The organism is Pseudomonas thivervalensis (assembly GCF_001269655.1).
Lineage (GTDB): Bacteria > Pseudomonadota > Gammaproteobacteria > Pseudomonadales > Pseudomonadaceae > Aquipseudomonas > Aquipseudomonas thivervalensis.
Genome location: NZ_LHVE01000002.1, coordinates 12620 through 27914 on the forward strand (window position 1 = coordinate 12620; position 15295 = coordinate 27914).

The window sequence follows — 15295 nt, forward strand, 5'->3', positions numbered from 1 at the left end:
CGTGCGTTCAAACCCTCGTTTTTCCCTGCGCTGGTTCGCGGCGCTTTTCCTGCTTGCCGTCGTGGCCCTGAGCGGTTGCCAGACGGCCCCGCCGAAAGGCCTGACCCCGGCGCAAATCGCCGTACTCAAGCAACAAGGTTTCGAATTGACTGACGATGGCTGGGCCTTCGGCCTGTCGGGCAAAGTCCTGTTCGGCAGCGACGTGGAACACCTCAACCCGGCCAGCACCGAAATCGTCGAGCGCATCGGCAAGGCACTGCTGGGGACGGGTATCGAGCGGGTGCGCGTCGATGGTCATACCGACGCATCGGGTTCCCAGGCCTATAACGAACAACTGTCGATGCGCCGAGCCGCCAGTGTGGGCAAGGTGTTGACGGGCGTTGGCATGCGTGAAGAAAACGTCCAACTGCGTGGCCTGGGCAGCAGCAACCCGGTCGCCTCCAACGACACGGCCAGCGGCCGCACCGAAAATCGCCGCGTCGCCATCGTGGTTATCGCCGACTAATCGGCAAACACCATCTCCCGGCTGTCGCCCATCAGCAATGGCCGGTTCTGTTCAGTCACCTCGCGAATGTAATCCCACAACAGCGTAATCCGCTTGAGCTTGCGCAAATCTTCCCGGCAGTACATCCAAAATTGTCGGGTGACGTTGATCTCCTCAGGCAGCACCGGCAACAGCCGTGGATCCTGGGCGGCGAGGAAACACGGCAGGATCGCCAGCGAGCGGCCTTGCTGCGCGGCCACGAATTGCGCGATCACGCTGGTGCTGCGCAGGTGGGCATTGGCGCCGGGCAGGACATTGGCCAGGTAGAGCAACTCGGAACTGAACGCCAGGTCATCCACGTAGCTGATGAATGAGTGCTTGGCCAAGTCGGCCGGGCGCTGGATCGGTGGGTGATTGTCCAGGTAGGGCTGGGTGGCATAGAGCTGCAGCCGGTAGTCGCACAATTTGCAGCACACATAAGGGCCATGTTCGGGACGTTCGAGGGCGATGACGATGTCGGCTTCGCGCTTGGACAGGCTGATGAAGTGCGGCAGCGGCAGGATGTCCACCGAAATGGCCGGGTAGGCATCGACGAAATGGCTCAACTGCGGGGTGATGAAGAAGCTGCCGAAGCCTTCGGTACAGCCCATGCGCACATGGCCGGACAACGCGACGCCAGAGCCTGAAACCTGCTCGCAGGCCATGTGCAGGGTGCTTTCGATCGATTCGGCGTAACCCAGCAGGCGCTGGCCTTCGGCCGTCAGGACAAAACCGTTGGTCCGGGATTTTTCGAACAGCAGCGTGCCCAACGAGGCTTCCAGCGAGCTGATGCGTCGCGACACCGTGGTGTAGTCGACGGCCAGGCGCTTGGCGGCCGTGCTGGCCTTGCGGGTGCGGGCCACTTCGAGAAAAAACTTGAGGTCGTCCCAATTCAGCGACCCCAGGGAGGTAATGTTTTTTTGCATGATGGACCGGTTTTTATGTGCGTTCTTATTAGAAGTTTGCACATCTATACTCCAAAAACCGTCTCATCACCAAGCGTGCTCGTGCACCTTGGTCTTTGCTGAACCAGCGCGCCCTATAAGAACAATCCCGGAGGCCAGCATGAACGTTTCCCTTACGCCCAGCGACACTGCCCTGCAAACCGTCAGACTGCTGATCGATGGCGAGTGGGTCGAATCCCAATCCAGCGAATGGCACGACATCGTCAACCCGGCCACCCAGCAGGTATTGGCGAAGGTTCCGTTCGCCACGGCCGCGGAAGTCGACGCCGCTATCGCCGCTGCCCAGCGTGCGTTCCAGACCTGGAAACTGACGCCTATCGGTGCGCGGATGCGCATCATGCTCAAGCTCCAGGCGTTGATCCGCGAGCACTCCAAGCGCATCGCCGCGGTGCTCAGCGCCGAGCAGGGCAAGACCATCGCTGACGCCGAGGGCGATATTTTCCGGGGCCTGGAAGTGGTCGAGCACGCCTGCTCCATCGGTACCCTGCAGATGGGCGAGTTCGCCGAGAACGTCGCCGGTGGCGTGGACACCTATACGTTGCGCCAGCCGATCGGTGTGTGCGCAGGCATTACGCCGTTCAACTTCCCGGCGATGATTCCGCTGTGGATGTTCCCGATGGCCATCGCCTGCGGCAACACCTTCGTGCTCAAGCCGTCGGAACAGGATCCGCTGTCGACCATGCTCCTGGTGGAGTTGGCCATCGAGGCCGGCGTACCGGCGGGCGTGCTCAACGTGGTGCACGGCGGCAAGGACGTGGTGGATGCGCTCTGCACCCACAAGGACATCAAGGCGGTTTCGTTCGTCGGCTCGACGGCGGTCGGTACCCACGTGTATGACCTGGCGGGTCGCCACGGCAAACGCGTGCAGTCAATGATGGGCGCCAAGAACCACGCGGTGGTGCTGCCCGATGCCAATCGTGAACAAACCCTCAACGCCTTGGTCGGCGCCGGTTTCGGCGCGGCGGGCCAACGTTGCATGGCCACCTCCGTGGTGGTGCTGGTGGGCGCGGCCAAACAGTGGTTGCCGGAGCTCAAGGCTTTGGCGCAGAAGCTCAAGGTCAACGCCGGCAGTGAGCCGGGCACGGATGTCGGCCCGGTGATTTCCAAGCGGGCCAAGGCGCGGATTCTCGAATTGATCGAGAGTGGCGTGAAGGAAGGAGCGAAGCTGGAACTCGACGGCCGTGGCATCAGCGTGCCGGGTTTCGAGCAAGGCAACTTCGTCGGCCCGACGCTGTTTTCCGGCGTGACCACCAAGATGCGTATCTACACCGAAGAAATCTTCGGCCCGGTGCTGGTGGTGCTGGAAGTCGACACCCTGGACCAGGCGATTGCCTTGGTCAACGCCAACCCATTCGGCAACGGCACTGGCCTGTTCACCCAAAGTGGTGCGGCGGCGCGCAAATTCCAGAGCGAAATCGACGTCGGCCAGGTGGGCATCAATATCCCGATCCCGGTGCCGGTGCCGTTTTTCAGCTTCACCGGTTCCCGCGGTTCGAAACTAGGCGACCTCGGCCCGTACGGCAAACAAGTGGTGCAGTTCTACACTCAGACCAAGACCGTGACCGCGCGCTGGTTCGATGATGACAGCGTCAATGACGGTGTGAACACCACCATCAATTTGCGTTAAGGAGCCGGACATGAACATCGCATTTATCGGCCTGGGCAACATGGGCGCGCCCATGGCGCGCAACTTGCTCAAAGCCGGCCATTCGCTGAACCTGTTCGACCTGAACCAGGCGGTGCTGGCTGAACTGGCGGCATTGGGCGGTACGATCAGCGCCTCGCCGCGCGACGCGGCCCAAGGTGCTGCATTGGTGATCACCATGCTGCCGGCCGCCGCCCATGTGCGCAGTGTCTGGCTGGGTGAAGACGGTGTGCTGGCCGGTATCGCCGCCGGCACACCGGCTGTGGATTGCAGCACCATCGATCCGCAAACCGCCCGTGACGTGGCGGCTGCCGCGGCGAAACAAGGCGTGGCGATGGCCGATGCGCCGGTCTCGGGCGGCACCGGCGGTGCGGCGGCGGGCACGTTGACCTTCATGGTCGGCGCCACGGCCGAATTGTTCGCCACCTTGCAACCGGTGCTGGCGCAAATGGGCCGTAACATCGTGCACTGTGGCGAAGTCGGTACCGGGCAGATCGCCAAGATCTGCAACAACCTGCTGTTGGGCATTTCCATGGTCGGTGTCAGCGAAGCCATGGCCTTGGGCGATGCCTTGGGGATCGACACCCAGGTGCTGGCCGGGATCATCAACAGCTCGACGGGCCGTTGCTGGAGTTCGGATACCTACAACCCTTGGCCGGGCGTGATCGAAACGGCGCCGGCGTCCCGTGGCTACACGGGGGGCTTTGGCGCTGACCTGATGCTCAAGGACCTGGGCCTGGCGACCGAAGCCGCGCGGCAGGCCCATCAGCCGGTGGTGCTGGGGGCCGTGGCGCAGCAGTTGTACCAGGCGATGAGCCAGCGGGGCGAGGGCGGCAAGGACTTTTCGGCGATTGTTAACAGCTATCGCAAGCCGCAGTAAAACCTGCGGTGCTGCGAAGTTTTTGTGGCGAGGGAGCAAGCTCCCTCGCCACAAGTGGTCTCTCGGTTTGTTCGTTTCAGGCGAATACGAAATACTTGCGCACGGTCTCGACCACTTCCCACGTGCCTTTCATGCCTGGCTCGATGACGAAAATATCACCAGCGCGCAGATGGATCGGCTCCATGCCCTCTGGGGTGATGATGCAGTAGCCTTCCTGGAAATGGCAGTACTCCCACTTCACGTATTCCACATACCATTTGCCGGGTGTGCAGATCCAGGTGCCCATGATCTTGCTGCCGTCTTCGCTGGTGTAGGCGTTGAGGTTGACGGTGTGCGGGTCGCCTTCGAGTTTTTCCCATTTGCAGGCATCGAGTACGGGCAGCGGATGGGTATCGCGCAGGACGGTGATGGGGGCGGTCATGTGAACTCCGAAAGGGGCAGAAGAGAACAGGCACCCTAACGCGTGGCATGGGCGGATAGATGTCTGTGGTCGACACCGGGCTATCCAGAAGCGCGCATCACTCGGCCAGATGCCGGGCCAGGGCCTTGGCGTAGGCGGGCAAACCCTCAAAGTTGCGAGCGCAGAGCAGCAACGCCCGGTGGGTCCAGGCCTCTTGCAGCGGGATACAGTGATACGCAGGCTCGGGTGGGCGCCGGTCGATGGCCGCCTTCGGCACGATAGCAATGCCTGCGCCATGGGCCACCATGCGAATCATCCCGTCGAAACCCTCGGCGCGGATGCGGATTTGCATGCGCGAGCCGATGTGCAGGGCTTGTTCTTCCAGGTGGATCGCCAGAGCGCTGGAGGCGTTCAGGCCGACATAATCGTGGCTGAGGGTCTCGCTGAAACGCACGGCTCGACCGTCAGCCAAGGGGTGTCCAATCGGTAGGATCAATACCAGCGGATCGTCGCGAAATGGCCAGGCCTGAAGGCCATCGGTGTCCACCGCGTCGGAAACGATCCCGAGGTCCGCCGCGCCCTGGCGCAGCGCATGGGTGATCCGTGAGCTGGGCAATTCCTGCAGGTCGATGTCAAGGTTGGGATGGGTGCTCAGGAAACCGGCCAGCAGTTCGGGCAGGTATTCGGTCATGGCGCTGGTGTTGCACAGCAGTCGCACCCGGCCTTTGACGCCTTTGGCGTATTCGGCCAAGTCTTGTTGCAGGCGTTCGGCCTGTTGCAGCAGGACCCGGGCGTGCTCGGCCAGGGCCCTGCCAGCCGGCGTGGGCGATACGCCTCGCCGTCCGCGCTCAAGCAGGTCGATGCCCAGGGAGGCTTCCATGGCCCGGACTCGCGCACTGGCCGCAGCCAGGGATAAATGGCTGCGGGCCGCACCGGCGGTGATGTTGCCGGTGTGGAGGATGTTCAGGTAGAGGCGCAGGTCGGTGAGGTCGAAGTGCATGGGTGGGGTCCTGTCTCAAATTCTGCGGTGTTTGGTATGCCGCCTTCGCGAGCAAGCTCGCTCCCACAATTTGAAATGCAATCCCCTGTGGGAGCGAGCTTGCTCGCGATGGCGCCGGTAGCATCCACAAAGTTTCCAGCCTCTTGCTGGAAGAGAGGCACTCTCAGTATATGGCAGATTTTCAAGCCAAGCCCCGGGGCGCACGATACCCCCATGAACACACTCATCGCTTTCTATCAGAATCTCGGCCTGGCCCTGTCCCTGCTGGTCATCGGCACCTTCCTGCTGGCCGGAACCATCAAGGGGGTGATCGGCCTCGGCCTGCCGACCATCTCCATGGGCTTGCTCGGGCTGGCTATGGCCCCGGCGCAGGCTGCGGCATTGCTCATCATCCCGGCAACCCTGACCAATCTCTGGCAACTGGCGTTCGGCGGCCATCTGCAAGCCCTGATCCGGCGCTTGTGGCCACTGTTGCTGGCGATTTTCATCGGCACCGGGCTCGGTACGCTGTGGCTCGGCATGGCAGGCGGGGCGTGGGTGGTGCGAGCCTTGGGCGGGGCGTTGTTGCTGTATGCGCTGAGTGGGCTGTTGCTGCCAACGCTGCGGGTCGGTCCCGATGCCGAACCGTGGATCGCCCCGTTCTGTGGATTGCTGACCGGCCTCATCACTTCCGCCACCGGTGTGTTCGTCATCCCGGCGGTGCCCTATCTGCAAGCGCTGGGCTTGAGCAAGGATGAACTGGTGCAGGCGCTGGGCCTGTCATTCACCGTTTCGACCCTGGCCCTGGCCGCCGGCCTGTTATGGCGCGGCGAGCTGGGCGGGGGCGAATTGAGCGCTTCGTTGCTGGCGCTGGTCCCGGCGCTGCTGGGGATGTGGCTGGGGCAATGGCTGCGTCAGCGCATCAGCGCCGTGTTGTTCAAGCGGGTATTTTTTATCGGCCTCGGCGTGCTCGGCGGCCATCTGCTGGTCAGCGGCTAGCCGAGGACGGGCTGAGCATATCGACGCGGCGGATGTCGAAGTCGCGCTCCAGATAATCCATGCGTTGCTCGAAAAATTGCTTCATATGCGGCAGGTTCGAATGCACTTCCAGGTGCGCCTGGGACGCCCAGATTTCATAGAAGATAAACAGCGTTGGATCCTGCTGGTCCCGCAGCATGTGGTATTCGATGCAGCCGGGCTCGGCACGGCTTGGTTCGACGTAGGCGCGGAACAGCGCCTCGAAGGCCTCGGCTTTTTCCGGGCGGGTCTTTGCGTGCAGGATGAAACCGTGCAGTTCGCTCATCAAGATGGCTCCTGAAATAAAAGAGGTGTCGGAGTTTACGGCAACAATCGGCCACCCATTCTTGCGTATAGGTCAAATCAGTTTTGCCGTTGCGGTGCTTATTCCGCGCGAAGCTCATCGGTAGTCTGCCGCCATCATTTTCAACCTTTCCATGCGACGGCCAGCCAACGGCCCATGCCGTGGAACCCGATGAGGCTCCTCATGAAAAAAGTCCTGTTGCTCAACGGCGGTAAACAATTCGCCCATTCCGATGGTCGCTACAACGCCACCCTTCACGAGACGGCGCTCAGCGTGCTGGACCGTGGCGGTTTTGATGTGAAAACCACCTTCATCGACGGCGGTTACGACATCCAGGAGGAAGTCGCCAAGTTCCTCTGGGCCGACGTGATCATTTACCAGATGCCAGGTTGGTGGATGGGCGCGCCATGGACCGTGAAGAAATACATCGACGAGGTCTTCACCGAAGGCCACGGCAGCCTCTACGCCAGCGACGGTCGGACCCGTTCCGATGCCTCGCAGAAATACGGCAGCGGTGGCCTGGTGCAGGGCAAGCAATACATGTTGTCCCTGACCTGGAACGCCCCGCAGCAAGCCTTCGACGACCCGACCGACTTCTTCGAAGCAAAGGGTGTGGACGCGGTGTACTTCCCGTTCCACAAGGCCAATCAGTTCCTCGGCATGACCGGCCTGCCGACCTTCCTGTGCGTGGACGTGATGAAGCGCCCGAACATCGAAGAAGATGTGGCGCGGTATGAGCGGCATTTGATCGAGGTGTTCGGCCTTTCGCGGTAATCCGGCTACTATCGGGACTTACCCGAAAGCAATCCCGCACCCAAGGCGAGCGCGCTTTTGTGGCGAGGGAGCTTGCTCCCGCTGGGCTGCGTAGCAGCCCCCCAAAAAGCGGCCGCTGCGCGCCCGAGCGGGAGCAAGCTCCCTCGCCACACAAGCATCTTCATCATATTGAGTGCGCATTCCACGAGAGGCTGTCTGTGAAAGCCAGATCCGACGAGTTGCAGATCTTCGTCTGCGTGATCGAGTGCGGATCGATCTCCGCCGCCGCCGAGCAGGTCGGGCAGACACCGTCGGCGGTCAGCCGTACGTTGTCGCGACTGGAGGCCAAGCTCGACACCACGCTGATCAACCGCACCACACGGCGCATGGACCTGACTGAAGAGGGCAAGTATTTCTTCGAACAGGCCAAAGGCATCCTCGACCAGATGGATGAGCTGGAAGAACGTCTGTCGTCTCGCCAGAAAAATCCCGCAGGACGCTTGCGGATCAACGCGGCCTCGCCGTTCATGCTGCATGCCATCGTCCCCCACATCGAAGAGTTCCGCCGGCTCTACCCGGACATTCAACTCGAACTCAACAGCAACGACCTGATCATCGACCTGCTGGAGCAGAGCACCGACATCGCCATTCGCATCGGCACCCTCACCGACTCGACGCTCCACGCCCGCTCCCTGGGCTGCAGCCCGCTGCACATCCTGGCCAGCCCGGCCTATTTAAAACAGCACGGCACACCCACAAGCGTCGCCGAACTGGCGGACCATGCGCTGCTGGGTTTTGCCCAGAACGACGGCCTCAACCAGTGGCCGCTGCGTCATGTGCACGGTGATCGTTGGGCGATCCAGCCCGCCATCAGCGCGTCCAGCGGCGAGACCGTGCGTCACTTGGCGCTGCAAGGGCAGGGCATTGCCTGCCTGTCAGACTTCATGACCCGCGAAGACATCCAGGCCGGCCGGCTGAAGGTGCTGCTGGCCGATGCCAACAGCGGCTATCGCCAGCCAATCAACGCGGTGTACTACCGCAACTCGCAACTGGCCCTGCGGATCCAGTGCTTCCTGGACTTCATCCAGGGCAAGCTCGCCGACTACGCCTCGCGGGACTTCAAAGGCTGATTCGTGACTTCAACGCAAGAGTGATTTGGCCAATGTGGACTGTTTCGGCAAGGACCGGTCTTCGATACTTGTCCCATCACTTATGTCGCCAAGGAGTCATTCATGAAACCTTGATCTACGGCCACAGCCTGGGCGTGAAGCGTGACAGTGTGCAACTGCCGCGTCTGCTCAAGCAGGCACGTAAAAGTGGCGTGGTGCGGCATGTCGGCACGGGGCGGAACATCTGGTCCAACGTGCACATCGAGGATGTGGTCGAGCTGTACAAGCTGGCTCTGGCCCGCAACGTACCCGGCACGTTCTATTTTGTTGAAAGCGGCGAGGCTTCATTTATCGACATGACCACTGCCATGGCCCGTGCGCTGAAGTTGGGTGAGCCGCAAGATTGGCCACTGGCCGAGGCCGAGGCCGAATGGGGTTACGAAATGGCCAGCTATGGCCTGGGTTCCAACAGCCGTGTGCGAGGTAAGAGCGCTCGTGAACTGCTGGGTTGGGCACCGAAGCGGACGTCGGTGGTGGCGTGGATCCTTGATGAGATGGTGTGAGTGGCCGGTAGTGCCAGCAGGATAGGCACCCTTGTGGGAGCGAACTTGCTCGCGATGGCGCCGGGTCAGTCAGCAGTGAAGTTGGCTGACCCACTGCTATCGCGAGCAAGCTCGCTCCCACAGGTTTGTGTTTGGTGCTGCTCAGTCGTGTTGCACGCCCGCACGCTTGAGCATTTGTTTGCAACGCTCGGACAGATGGAACACGCGCAAGTGCTTGCCTGCCTTGCTGTAGCGTTCGCGCAGGGTCTTGAGCGCGGCGACGGCCGAGTAGTCGACGAAGCGCAAATGACGGCAATCGAGGGTCACCAGGGCCGGGTCGTTGGCCGGGTCGAACTGGTTGAGGAACGGCGTCGACGAGGCGAAAAACAGCGTGCCGTGCAGGCGATACAGTTTGCTGCCGTCGGCTTCCTCGTGGGCGTCGGCGTAGAGTTCCCGGGCCTGTTGCCAAGCGAAGTTGAGCGCCGCGATGATGATCCCGCAGAGCACGGCCACGGCCAGGTCGGTGAACACCGTGATGACCGTCACCGCGATAATGACCAGCACATCATTGGCCGGCACTTTATTGACCACTCGCAACGAGGCCCAGGCAAACGTCTGCTGGGACACCACGAACATCACGCCCACCAGCGCCGCCAGCGGAATGCGCTCGATCAGCGGCGACAGGAACAACACGAACAGCAACACCATCACCCCGGCCACCACGCCCGATAGCCGTCCGCGTCCGCCCGAGCTGAGGTTGATCATGGTCTGGCCGATCATGGCGCAACCGCCCATGCCGCCCAGCAGACCGGAGGCCATGTTGGCCGCGCCCAATGCCACGCACTCACGGTCCGGATAGCCGCGGCTCTCGGTGATTTCGTCGGTCAGGTTCAGGGTCAGCAGGGTTTCCAGCAAACCGACCATCGCCATGATCACCGCATAGGGTGCGACGATTTGCAGGGTTTCCAGGTTCCAGGGAATGTCCGGCAGGGTAAAGGTCGGCAAGCCGCCAGCGATGTGGGCCATGTCGCCCAGGGTCCGGGTCGGCAGGCCGAGCAGATAGACCGCCAGGCCAACGCCGAGGATCGCCACCAGGGCCGGCGGTACGCTGCGGGTCAGGCGCGGCAACAGGTAGACGATGGCCATGGTCAGCGCTACCAGGCCTGCCATCAAGTAGAGCGGGGTGCCGCTCAGCCAGGTGCCGTCATTCTTGAAGTGTTCCAGTTGCGCCAGCGCAATCACAATGGCCAAGCCATTGACGAAGCCGAGCATCACCGGGTGCGGCACCATGCGCACCAGCTTGCCCAGCCGCAACAGCCCGAACGCCATCATGATCAGCCCTCCCAGCAACACGGTCGCCAACAGGTACTGCACGCCGTGTTGCACCACCAGCGCGACGATCACCACCGCCATCGACCCTGCCGCGCCTGAGACCATCCCGGGCCGCCCGCCGAACAACGCGGTCAACGTACAGAGGATGAACGCGCCGTACAGCCCCATCAACGGGTTGAGGTGGGCCACCAGGGCGAAGGCGATGCACTCGGGGAGCAAGGCGAAAGAGGTGGTGAGGCCGGCGAGGGCGTCGGCGCGAAGACGTGCTGATTTCATGATTTACCTGACTGGGCGCCGGTTGAGAGTCGGCTGCCGGGGAGTGGTGCAAAAAACAGGTGCGGATGGTACGGAATTGAGTGCGGGGCGGCCAGCCGTTGGTCGATTGTGCTGATGAATTTGGGGCTGCTGCGCAGCCCAGCGGGAGCAAGCTCCCTCGCCACCGGAACGATGAAAGTCTTGCGCTGGATTTTCATCGAGGCCGTGTCGCGATGTCCGTCAGCGACAAGTTTTACCTGTGCGCGAAAATTACTTTCAGTGGGTTTGAAGATTTTTCGCCGAAATGATTTATGAGTTTCACAACACATCGACGTGACCCCATTCGAGGAGTAACGCATGGCACCTGCTTTCGGTTATTGGCTATTGGTCTACGCGGCCATCGCCATCATTGCGCTGATTGTCCTGATCGCACGTTACCGGCTCAACCCGTTTATCGTGATTACTCTGGTCTCCATTGGTCTGGCGCTGTTGGCCGGGATGCCGCCCTCGGGTGTGGTGGGGGCTTACGAGGCGGGGGTCGGCAAGACGTTGGGGCACATCGCGCTGGTGGTGGCCCTGGGCACGATGCTCGGCAAGATGATGGCCGAGTCCGGCGGGGCGGAGCGGATGGCGCAGACGCTGATCGAACGCTTCGGCGAGCGCAACGCCCACTGGGCGATGGTGTGCATTGCCTTCCTGGTGGGGCTGCCGTTGTTCTTCGAAGTCGGTTTTGTGCTGCTGGTGCCCATCGCGTTCACCATCGCCCGGCGCGTGGGTGTGTCCATCCTGATGGTGGGGCTGCCGATGGTCGCTGGGCTTTCGGTGGTCCATGCGCTGGTGCCGCCGCACCCGGCGGCGATGCTGGCGGTGCAGGCGTTCCAGGCCTCGGTGGGGCAAACATTGCTGTACGCGATCCTGATTGGCATTCCCACCGCGATCATTGCCGGCCCCTTGTACGCCAAATTCATCGTGCCGCGCATCCAGCTACCGGCCGAGAACCCGCTGGAGCGACAGTTTCTCGACCGCGAACCACGCGCCAACCTGCCGGGCTTCGGCGTAACCCTGGGGACCATCCTGTTGCCGGTGATCCTGATGCTGATCGGCGGCTGGGCCAACCTGATCTCCACGCCGGGCAGCGGCTTCAACCAGTTCCTGCTGTTCATCGGCAACTCGGTGATCGCCTTGCTGCTGGCGACCATCCTCAGTTTCTGGACCCTTGGCCTGGCCCAAGGCTTCAACCGCGAAGCGATCCTCAAGTTCACCAACGAATGCCTGGCACCGACCGCCAGCATCACCTTGCTGGTGGGCGCTGGCGGTGGTTTGAACCGGATCCTGGTGGACGCCGGGGTCACGCAACAGATCGTCGGCCTGGCCCAGGAATTCCAGTTGTCACCGCTGGTCATGGGCTGGCTGTTCGCCGCGCTGATGCGCATCGCCACGGGATCGGCCACGGTGGCGATGACCACGGCCTCGGGCATCGTCGCGCCGGTGGCGATTGGCCTGGGTTATCCCCACCCCGAACTGCTGGTGCTGGCGACCGGGGCCGGGTCGGTTATCTTTTCCCACGTCAACGACGGCGGCTTCTGGCTGATCAAGGAATACTTCAATATGACCGTCACGCAAACCTTCAAGACCTGGACGGTCCTTGAAACGTTGATCTCCCTGGTCGCGTTTGCCCTGACCCTTGGGCTTGCGCGCGTGCTTTGACCGCCACTGCAAGGAGCCGTCATGGACATCCTCTACCAGATCCGCTCCCGCCAGGAGTCCTTCAGCGCCGGCGAAGGAAGAATCGCCCGGCTGATGCTTGACGACGTAGGCTTTGCCGCCTCCGCCAGCCTGGAAGAATTGGCCCTGCGTGCCGAAGTCAGCAGCGCCACCCTGTCGCGCTTCGCCCGCACCGTCGGTTGCCGCGACCTGCGGGATTTGCGCCTGCAACTGGCCCAGGCCAGCGGTGTCGGCAGCCGTTTCCTCGACCCGGCCGGCGCGCCGGAGCAATCGGCGTTTTATGGACAGATCGTCGGTGATATCGAAGCGACCCTGCGCCAGCATCTGTCGGGCTTCGAAGAGTCGCGATTCGGCGATGCCGTGCGGATGATCGGCAAGGCACGGATGATCCATGCGTTCGGCCTTGGTGGCTGGTCGGCGCTGTGCGGCGAGGAACTGCAAGTGCGGCTGGTGCGTTTCGGCTACCCGATTGCCGCCTGCCGCGACCCGGTGATGATGCGCATCACGGGCACCTCCTTGAGCGACCAGCATCTGGTCATCGCCTGTTCACTGACCGGTATCACGCCGGAACTGTTGAGTGCGGTGGAACTGGCCCGCGGCTACGGCGCCGCGATCCTGGCCATTACCCGTGTCGACTCGCCACTGGCCCGACTGGCCGACTGCGTGCTGCCCCTGCAAGGCGCCGAAACCTCGTTCATCTACAAACCCACGGCAGCGCGCTACGGCATGCTGCTGGCCATCGACGTGCTCGCCACCGAGCTGGCGCTGGCCCATCCCGAAGACAATCAAGAGCGCCTGCGGCGAGTCAAACTCGCCCTGGACGATTACCGCGGCGGCGACGATCACTTGCCGCTGGGAGACTGACATGCTGTACGACACGCTTATCCGCAATGCGCTGGTCATCGATGGCCGCGACACCCCCGGTTACCACGCCGACGTAGCGATCCACGGCGGTCGCATCGAACGCATCGGTGAGCTGCGCGACGCCCGGGCAGCGGAAGACATCGACGCCGCCGGCCGCGTGCTGGCGCCGGGCTTCATCGATGTGCACACCCACGACGACACGGTGGTCATTCGCCAACCGCAGATGCTGCCCAAGCTCAGCCAGGGCGTGACCACGGTCATCGTCGGCAATTGCGGCATCAGCGCTTCGCCGGTGAGCCTGCGGGGCGATCCGCCGGACCCGATGAACCTGCTCGGCACCGCCCAGGCATTTGCCTACCCACGCTTTGCCGATTATCGCGGGGCGGTAGAAGCGGCGACGCCAGCGGTCAACGTGGCCGCGCTGGTCGGGCACACGGCGTTGCGCAGCAATCACATGGACGATTTGTTGCGCACGGCCTCGGTGGGAGAAATCGCTGCCATGCGTCGGCAATTGCGCGAAAGCCTGGAGGCCGGTGCGCTGGGGTTGTCCACCGGCCTGGCCTACGCCAACGCGTTTTCGGCGTCCACCGATGAAGTCATGCAACTGACCGAAGAGTTGAGTGCGTTCGGCGCTGTCTACACCACCCACCTGCGCAGCGAATTCGAACCGGTGCTCGAGGCCATGGACGAGGCGTTCCAGATCGGCCGTCATGCGCAGAGTCCGGTGATCATTTCCCACCTCAAATGTGCGGGTGCCGGGAATTGGGGGCGAAGCCCGCAGGTGCTCGCGGCGCTGGAAAACGCGGCGCGGACCCATCCGGTCGGTTGCGACTGCTATCCCTACGCGGCCAGCTCCTCGACCCTGGATCTCAAACAAGTGACCGATGCCCATCGCATCACCATTACCTGGTCGACACCGCATCCGCAAATGGGCGGCAGAGACCTGACGGACATCGCCGCTGAATGGGGGGTGTCGCTCATGGACGCAGCTCGTCACCTACAGCCGGCGGGCGCGGTGTACTACGGCATGGATGAAACCGACGTAAGACGAATCCTCGCGCACCCGTTATCGATGGTCGGCTCCGACGGGCTGCCCGAAGACCCGTTTCCCCATCCGCGTTTGTGGGGCGCTTTCCCACGAGTGCTCGGACATTTCAGTCGAGACATTGGGCTTTTTCCTTTGCACACCGCCGTGCACAAAATGACGGGACTTTCGGCGGTACGCTTCGGCCTGAAAGACCGAGGTGACATTCGTGAAGGCCATTGGGCAGACCTGGTGTTGTTCAATCCACAGACCATTCGCGACGTCGCGGACTTCAATGAACCGCAACGGGCGGCCGAAGGCATCGACGGTGTGTGGGTCAACGGTGTGCTGAGTTATCGCGACGGCCAGGCGAATGGACGCCGGGAAGGGCGTTTCCTGGCGCGCGAAGGCGATCTGGGTCGGGGGTTTGGTCTATCGAATGGCGTATAAGCGGCCGATATTGTGTTAATTGACGCCACAATAATGGCACTGCGCCACTAAAGAAGCCGGGCTTAAAGCCGAAGCATTGGGTTCAACCCATCTAAACTGGGTCTTTTCAGCCAGGGAGCAACCCATGAGCTTCGGTAAAACCACCCCGATCCTGCGCATCTTCGATGAAGCCAAGGCGTTGGCGTTCTATGTCGACTTCCTGGGTTTTACCGTCGACTGGCAACATCGCTTCGGTGACAACTTCCCGCTGTACCTGCAAGTCTCCCGCGGCGACTGCGTGCTGCACCTGTCCGAGCACCATGGCGATTGCACACCGGGCTCGGCATTGCGGATCGAGACCGATGAGCTGGAAGTCTTCCAGCAGCAATTGCTCGCCAAGCAATACCGCTACGCCCACCCACAGATCCAGGCCATGCCCTGGGGTAGCCAGGACATGACGATCAGTGATCCGTTCGGGAATCGGTTGGTGTTTACCAATGCGATTAATGTCTGAGCCGCAACTGATGAACCGATCAAGGTTTACATCAA

Annotated in this window: 16 protein-coding genes and 1 pseudogene; 11 read left to right on the top strand and 6 right to left on the bottom strand. The window is 62.3% G+C overall.

The window, feature by feature from the left end; all coding sequences use genetic code 11:
* The first annotated feature begins 1 nt into the window (after nucleotide 1).
* Nucleotides 2-505: an outer membrane lipoprotein YfiB gene (gene yfiB, locus AD659_RS02835; protein ID WP_053118197.1), complete on the top strand. Its 504-nt coding sequence runs from the start codon at nucleotides 2-4 to the stop codon at nucleotides 503-505.
* Here the strand turns inward: yfiB and AD659_RS02840 are convergent.
* Complete coding sequence (locus tag AD659_RS02840; protein WP_053118198.1) at nucleotides 502-1449, bottom strand: LysR family transcriptional regulator; 948 nt, start codon at nucleotides 1447-1449, stop codon at nucleotides 502-504. The two genes, yfiB and AD659_RS02840, sit on opposite strands and share 4 nt — an antisense overlap.
* A 139-nt stretch (nucleotides 1450-1588) precedes the next feature.
* Here AD659_RS02840 and AD659_RS02845 point away from each other — a divergent pair, with 139 nt between their 5' ends.
* Together AD659_RS02845 and mmsB are read left to right on the top strand one after the other, a co-directional pair.
* The gene (locus tag AD659_RS02845; protein ID WP_053118200.1) at nucleotides 1589-3115 is read left to right on the top strand and encodes a CoA-acylating methylmalonate-semialdehyde dehydrogenase; all 1527 of its coding nucleotides are present in this window, start codon (nucleotides 1589-1591) and stop codon (nucleotides 3113-3115) included.
* A gap of 10 nt (nucleotides 3116-3125) precedes the next feature.
* Complete coding sequence (mmsB, locus tag AD659_RS02850; RefSeq protein WP_053118202.1) at nucleotides 3126-4013, top strand: 3-hydroxyisobutyrate dehydrogenase; 888 nt, start codon at nucleotides 3126-3128, stop codon at nucleotides 4011-4013.
* Nucleotides 4014-4089: 76 nt separating this feature from the next.
* Here the strand turns inward: mmsB and AD659_RS02855 are convergent, their stop codons facing one another.
* Together AD659_RS02855 and AD659_RS02860 are read right to left on the bottom strand one after the other, a co-directional pair.
* Nucleotides 4090-4434, bottom strand: a complete 345-nt coding sequence (locus AD659_RS02855; protein ID WP_024781087.1) for a cupin domain-containing protein — start codon at nucleotides 4432-4434, stop codon at nucleotides 4090-4092.
* 97 nt (nucleotides 4435-4531) lie between these two features.
* Complete coding sequence (locus AD659_RS02860; RefSeq protein WP_053118203.1) at nucleotides 4532-5413, bottom strand: LysR family transcriptional regulator; 882 nt, start codon at nucleotides 5411-5413, stop codon at nucleotides 4532-4534.
* 213 nt (nucleotides 5414-5626) lie between these two features.
* Between AD659_RS02860 and AD659_RS02865 the strand changes: the two genes are divergently transcribed.
* On the top strand, nucleotides 5627-6391 hold the full coding sequence (locus AD659_RS02865; protein WP_053118205.1) for a sulfite exporter TauE/SafE family protein: 765 nt from the start codon (nucleotides 5627-5629) through the stop codon (nucleotides 6389-6391).
* On the opposite strand, the gene AD659_RS02870 is transcribed toward AD659_RS02865, so the two are convergent.
* The gene (locus AD659_RS02870; RefSeq protein ID WP_053118207.1) at nucleotides 6381-6695 is read right to left on the bottom strand and encodes a putative quinol monooxygenase; all 315 of its coding nucleotides are present in this window, start codon (nucleotides 6693-6695) and stop codon (nucleotides 6381-6383) included. The two genes, AD659_RS02865 and AD659_RS02870, sit on opposite strands and share 11 nt — an antisense overlap.
* A gap of 201 nt (nucleotides 6696-6896) precedes the next feature.
* Between AD659_RS02870 and mdaB the strand changes: the two genes are divergently transcribed.
* The 3 genes and pseudogenes from mdaB to AD659_RS02885 form a co-directional block, all read left to right on the top strand.
* Nucleotides 6897-7487 carry an NADPH:quinone oxidoreductase MdaB gene (gene mdaB, locus AD659_RS02875; protein WP_053118209.1) on the top strand — a complete coding sequence of 197 codons (591 nt, stop codon included), beginning with the start codon at nucleotides 6897-6899 and terminating at the stop codon, nucleotides 7485-7487.
* Between the two features lie 197 nt (nucleotides 7488-7684).
* On the top strand, nucleotides 7685-8596 hold the full coding sequence (locus AD659_RS02880; protein WP_053118211.1) for a LysR family transcriptional regulator: 912 nt from the start codon (nucleotides 7685-7687) through the stop codon (nucleotides 8594-8596).
* Between the two features lie 95 nt (nucleotides 8597-8691).
* Nucleotides 8692-9138, top strand: a pseudogene (locus AD659_RS02885) (Rossmann-fold NAD(P)-binding domain-containing protein); the annotation flags it as partial.
* Nucleotides 9139-9279: 141 nt separating this feature from the next.
* On the opposite strand, the gene AD659_RS02890 reads toward AD659_RS02885, so the two are convergent.
* Complete coding sequence (locus AD659_RS02890; protein ID WP_053118213.1) at nucleotides 9280-10725, bottom strand: SulP family inorganic anion transporter; 1446 nt, start codon at nucleotides 10723-10725, stop codon at nucleotides 9280-9282.
* Nucleotides 10722-11063, bottom strand: a complete 342-nt coding sequence (locus tag AD659_RS29700; RefSeq protein ID WP_153043934.1) for a hypothetical protein — start codon at nucleotides 11061-11063, stop codon at nucleotides 10722-10724. The genes AD659_RS02890 and AD659_RS29700 overlap by 4 nt, the downstream gene beginning before the upstream one ends.
* Between AD659_RS29700 and AD659_RS02895 the strand changes: the two genes are divergently transcribed.
* The 4 genes from AD659_RS02895 (at nucleotide 11062) to AD659_RS02910 (ending at nucleotide 15260) form a co-directional block, all read left to right on the top strand.
* Nucleotides 11062-12411 carry a GntT/GntP/DsdX family permease gene (locus AD659_RS02895; RefSeq protein WP_053118215.1) on the top strand — a complete coding sequence of 450 codons (1350 nt, stop codon included), beginning with the start codon at nucleotides 11062-11064 and terminating at the stop codon, nucleotides 12409-12411. The genes AD659_RS29700 and AD659_RS02895 overlap by 2 nt on opposite strands.
* A gap of 21 nt (nucleotides 12412-12432) precedes the next feature.
* Nucleotides 12433-13293: a MurR/RpiR family transcriptional regulator gene (locus AD659_RS02900; RefSeq protein ID WP_053118218.1), complete on the top strand. Its 861-nt coding sequence runs from the start codon at nucleotides 12433-12435 to the stop codon at nucleotides 13291-13293.
* Nucleotide 13294: 1 nt separating this feature from the next.
* On the top strand, nucleotides 13295-14767 hold the full coding sequence (locus AD659_RS02905) for an N-acyl-D-amino-acid deacylase family protein (protein WP_053118220.1): 1473 nt from the start codon (nucleotides 13295-13297) through the stop codon (nucleotides 14765-14767).
* A 124-nt stretch (nucleotides 14768-14891) separates the two neighbouring features.
* Complete coding sequence (locus AD659_RS02910; RefSeq protein ID WP_053118222.1) at nucleotides 14892-15260, top strand: glyoxalase superfamily protein; 369 nt, start codon at nucleotides 14892-14894, stop codon at nucleotides 15258-15260.
* Nucleotides 15261-15295: the final 35 nt, after the last annotated feature.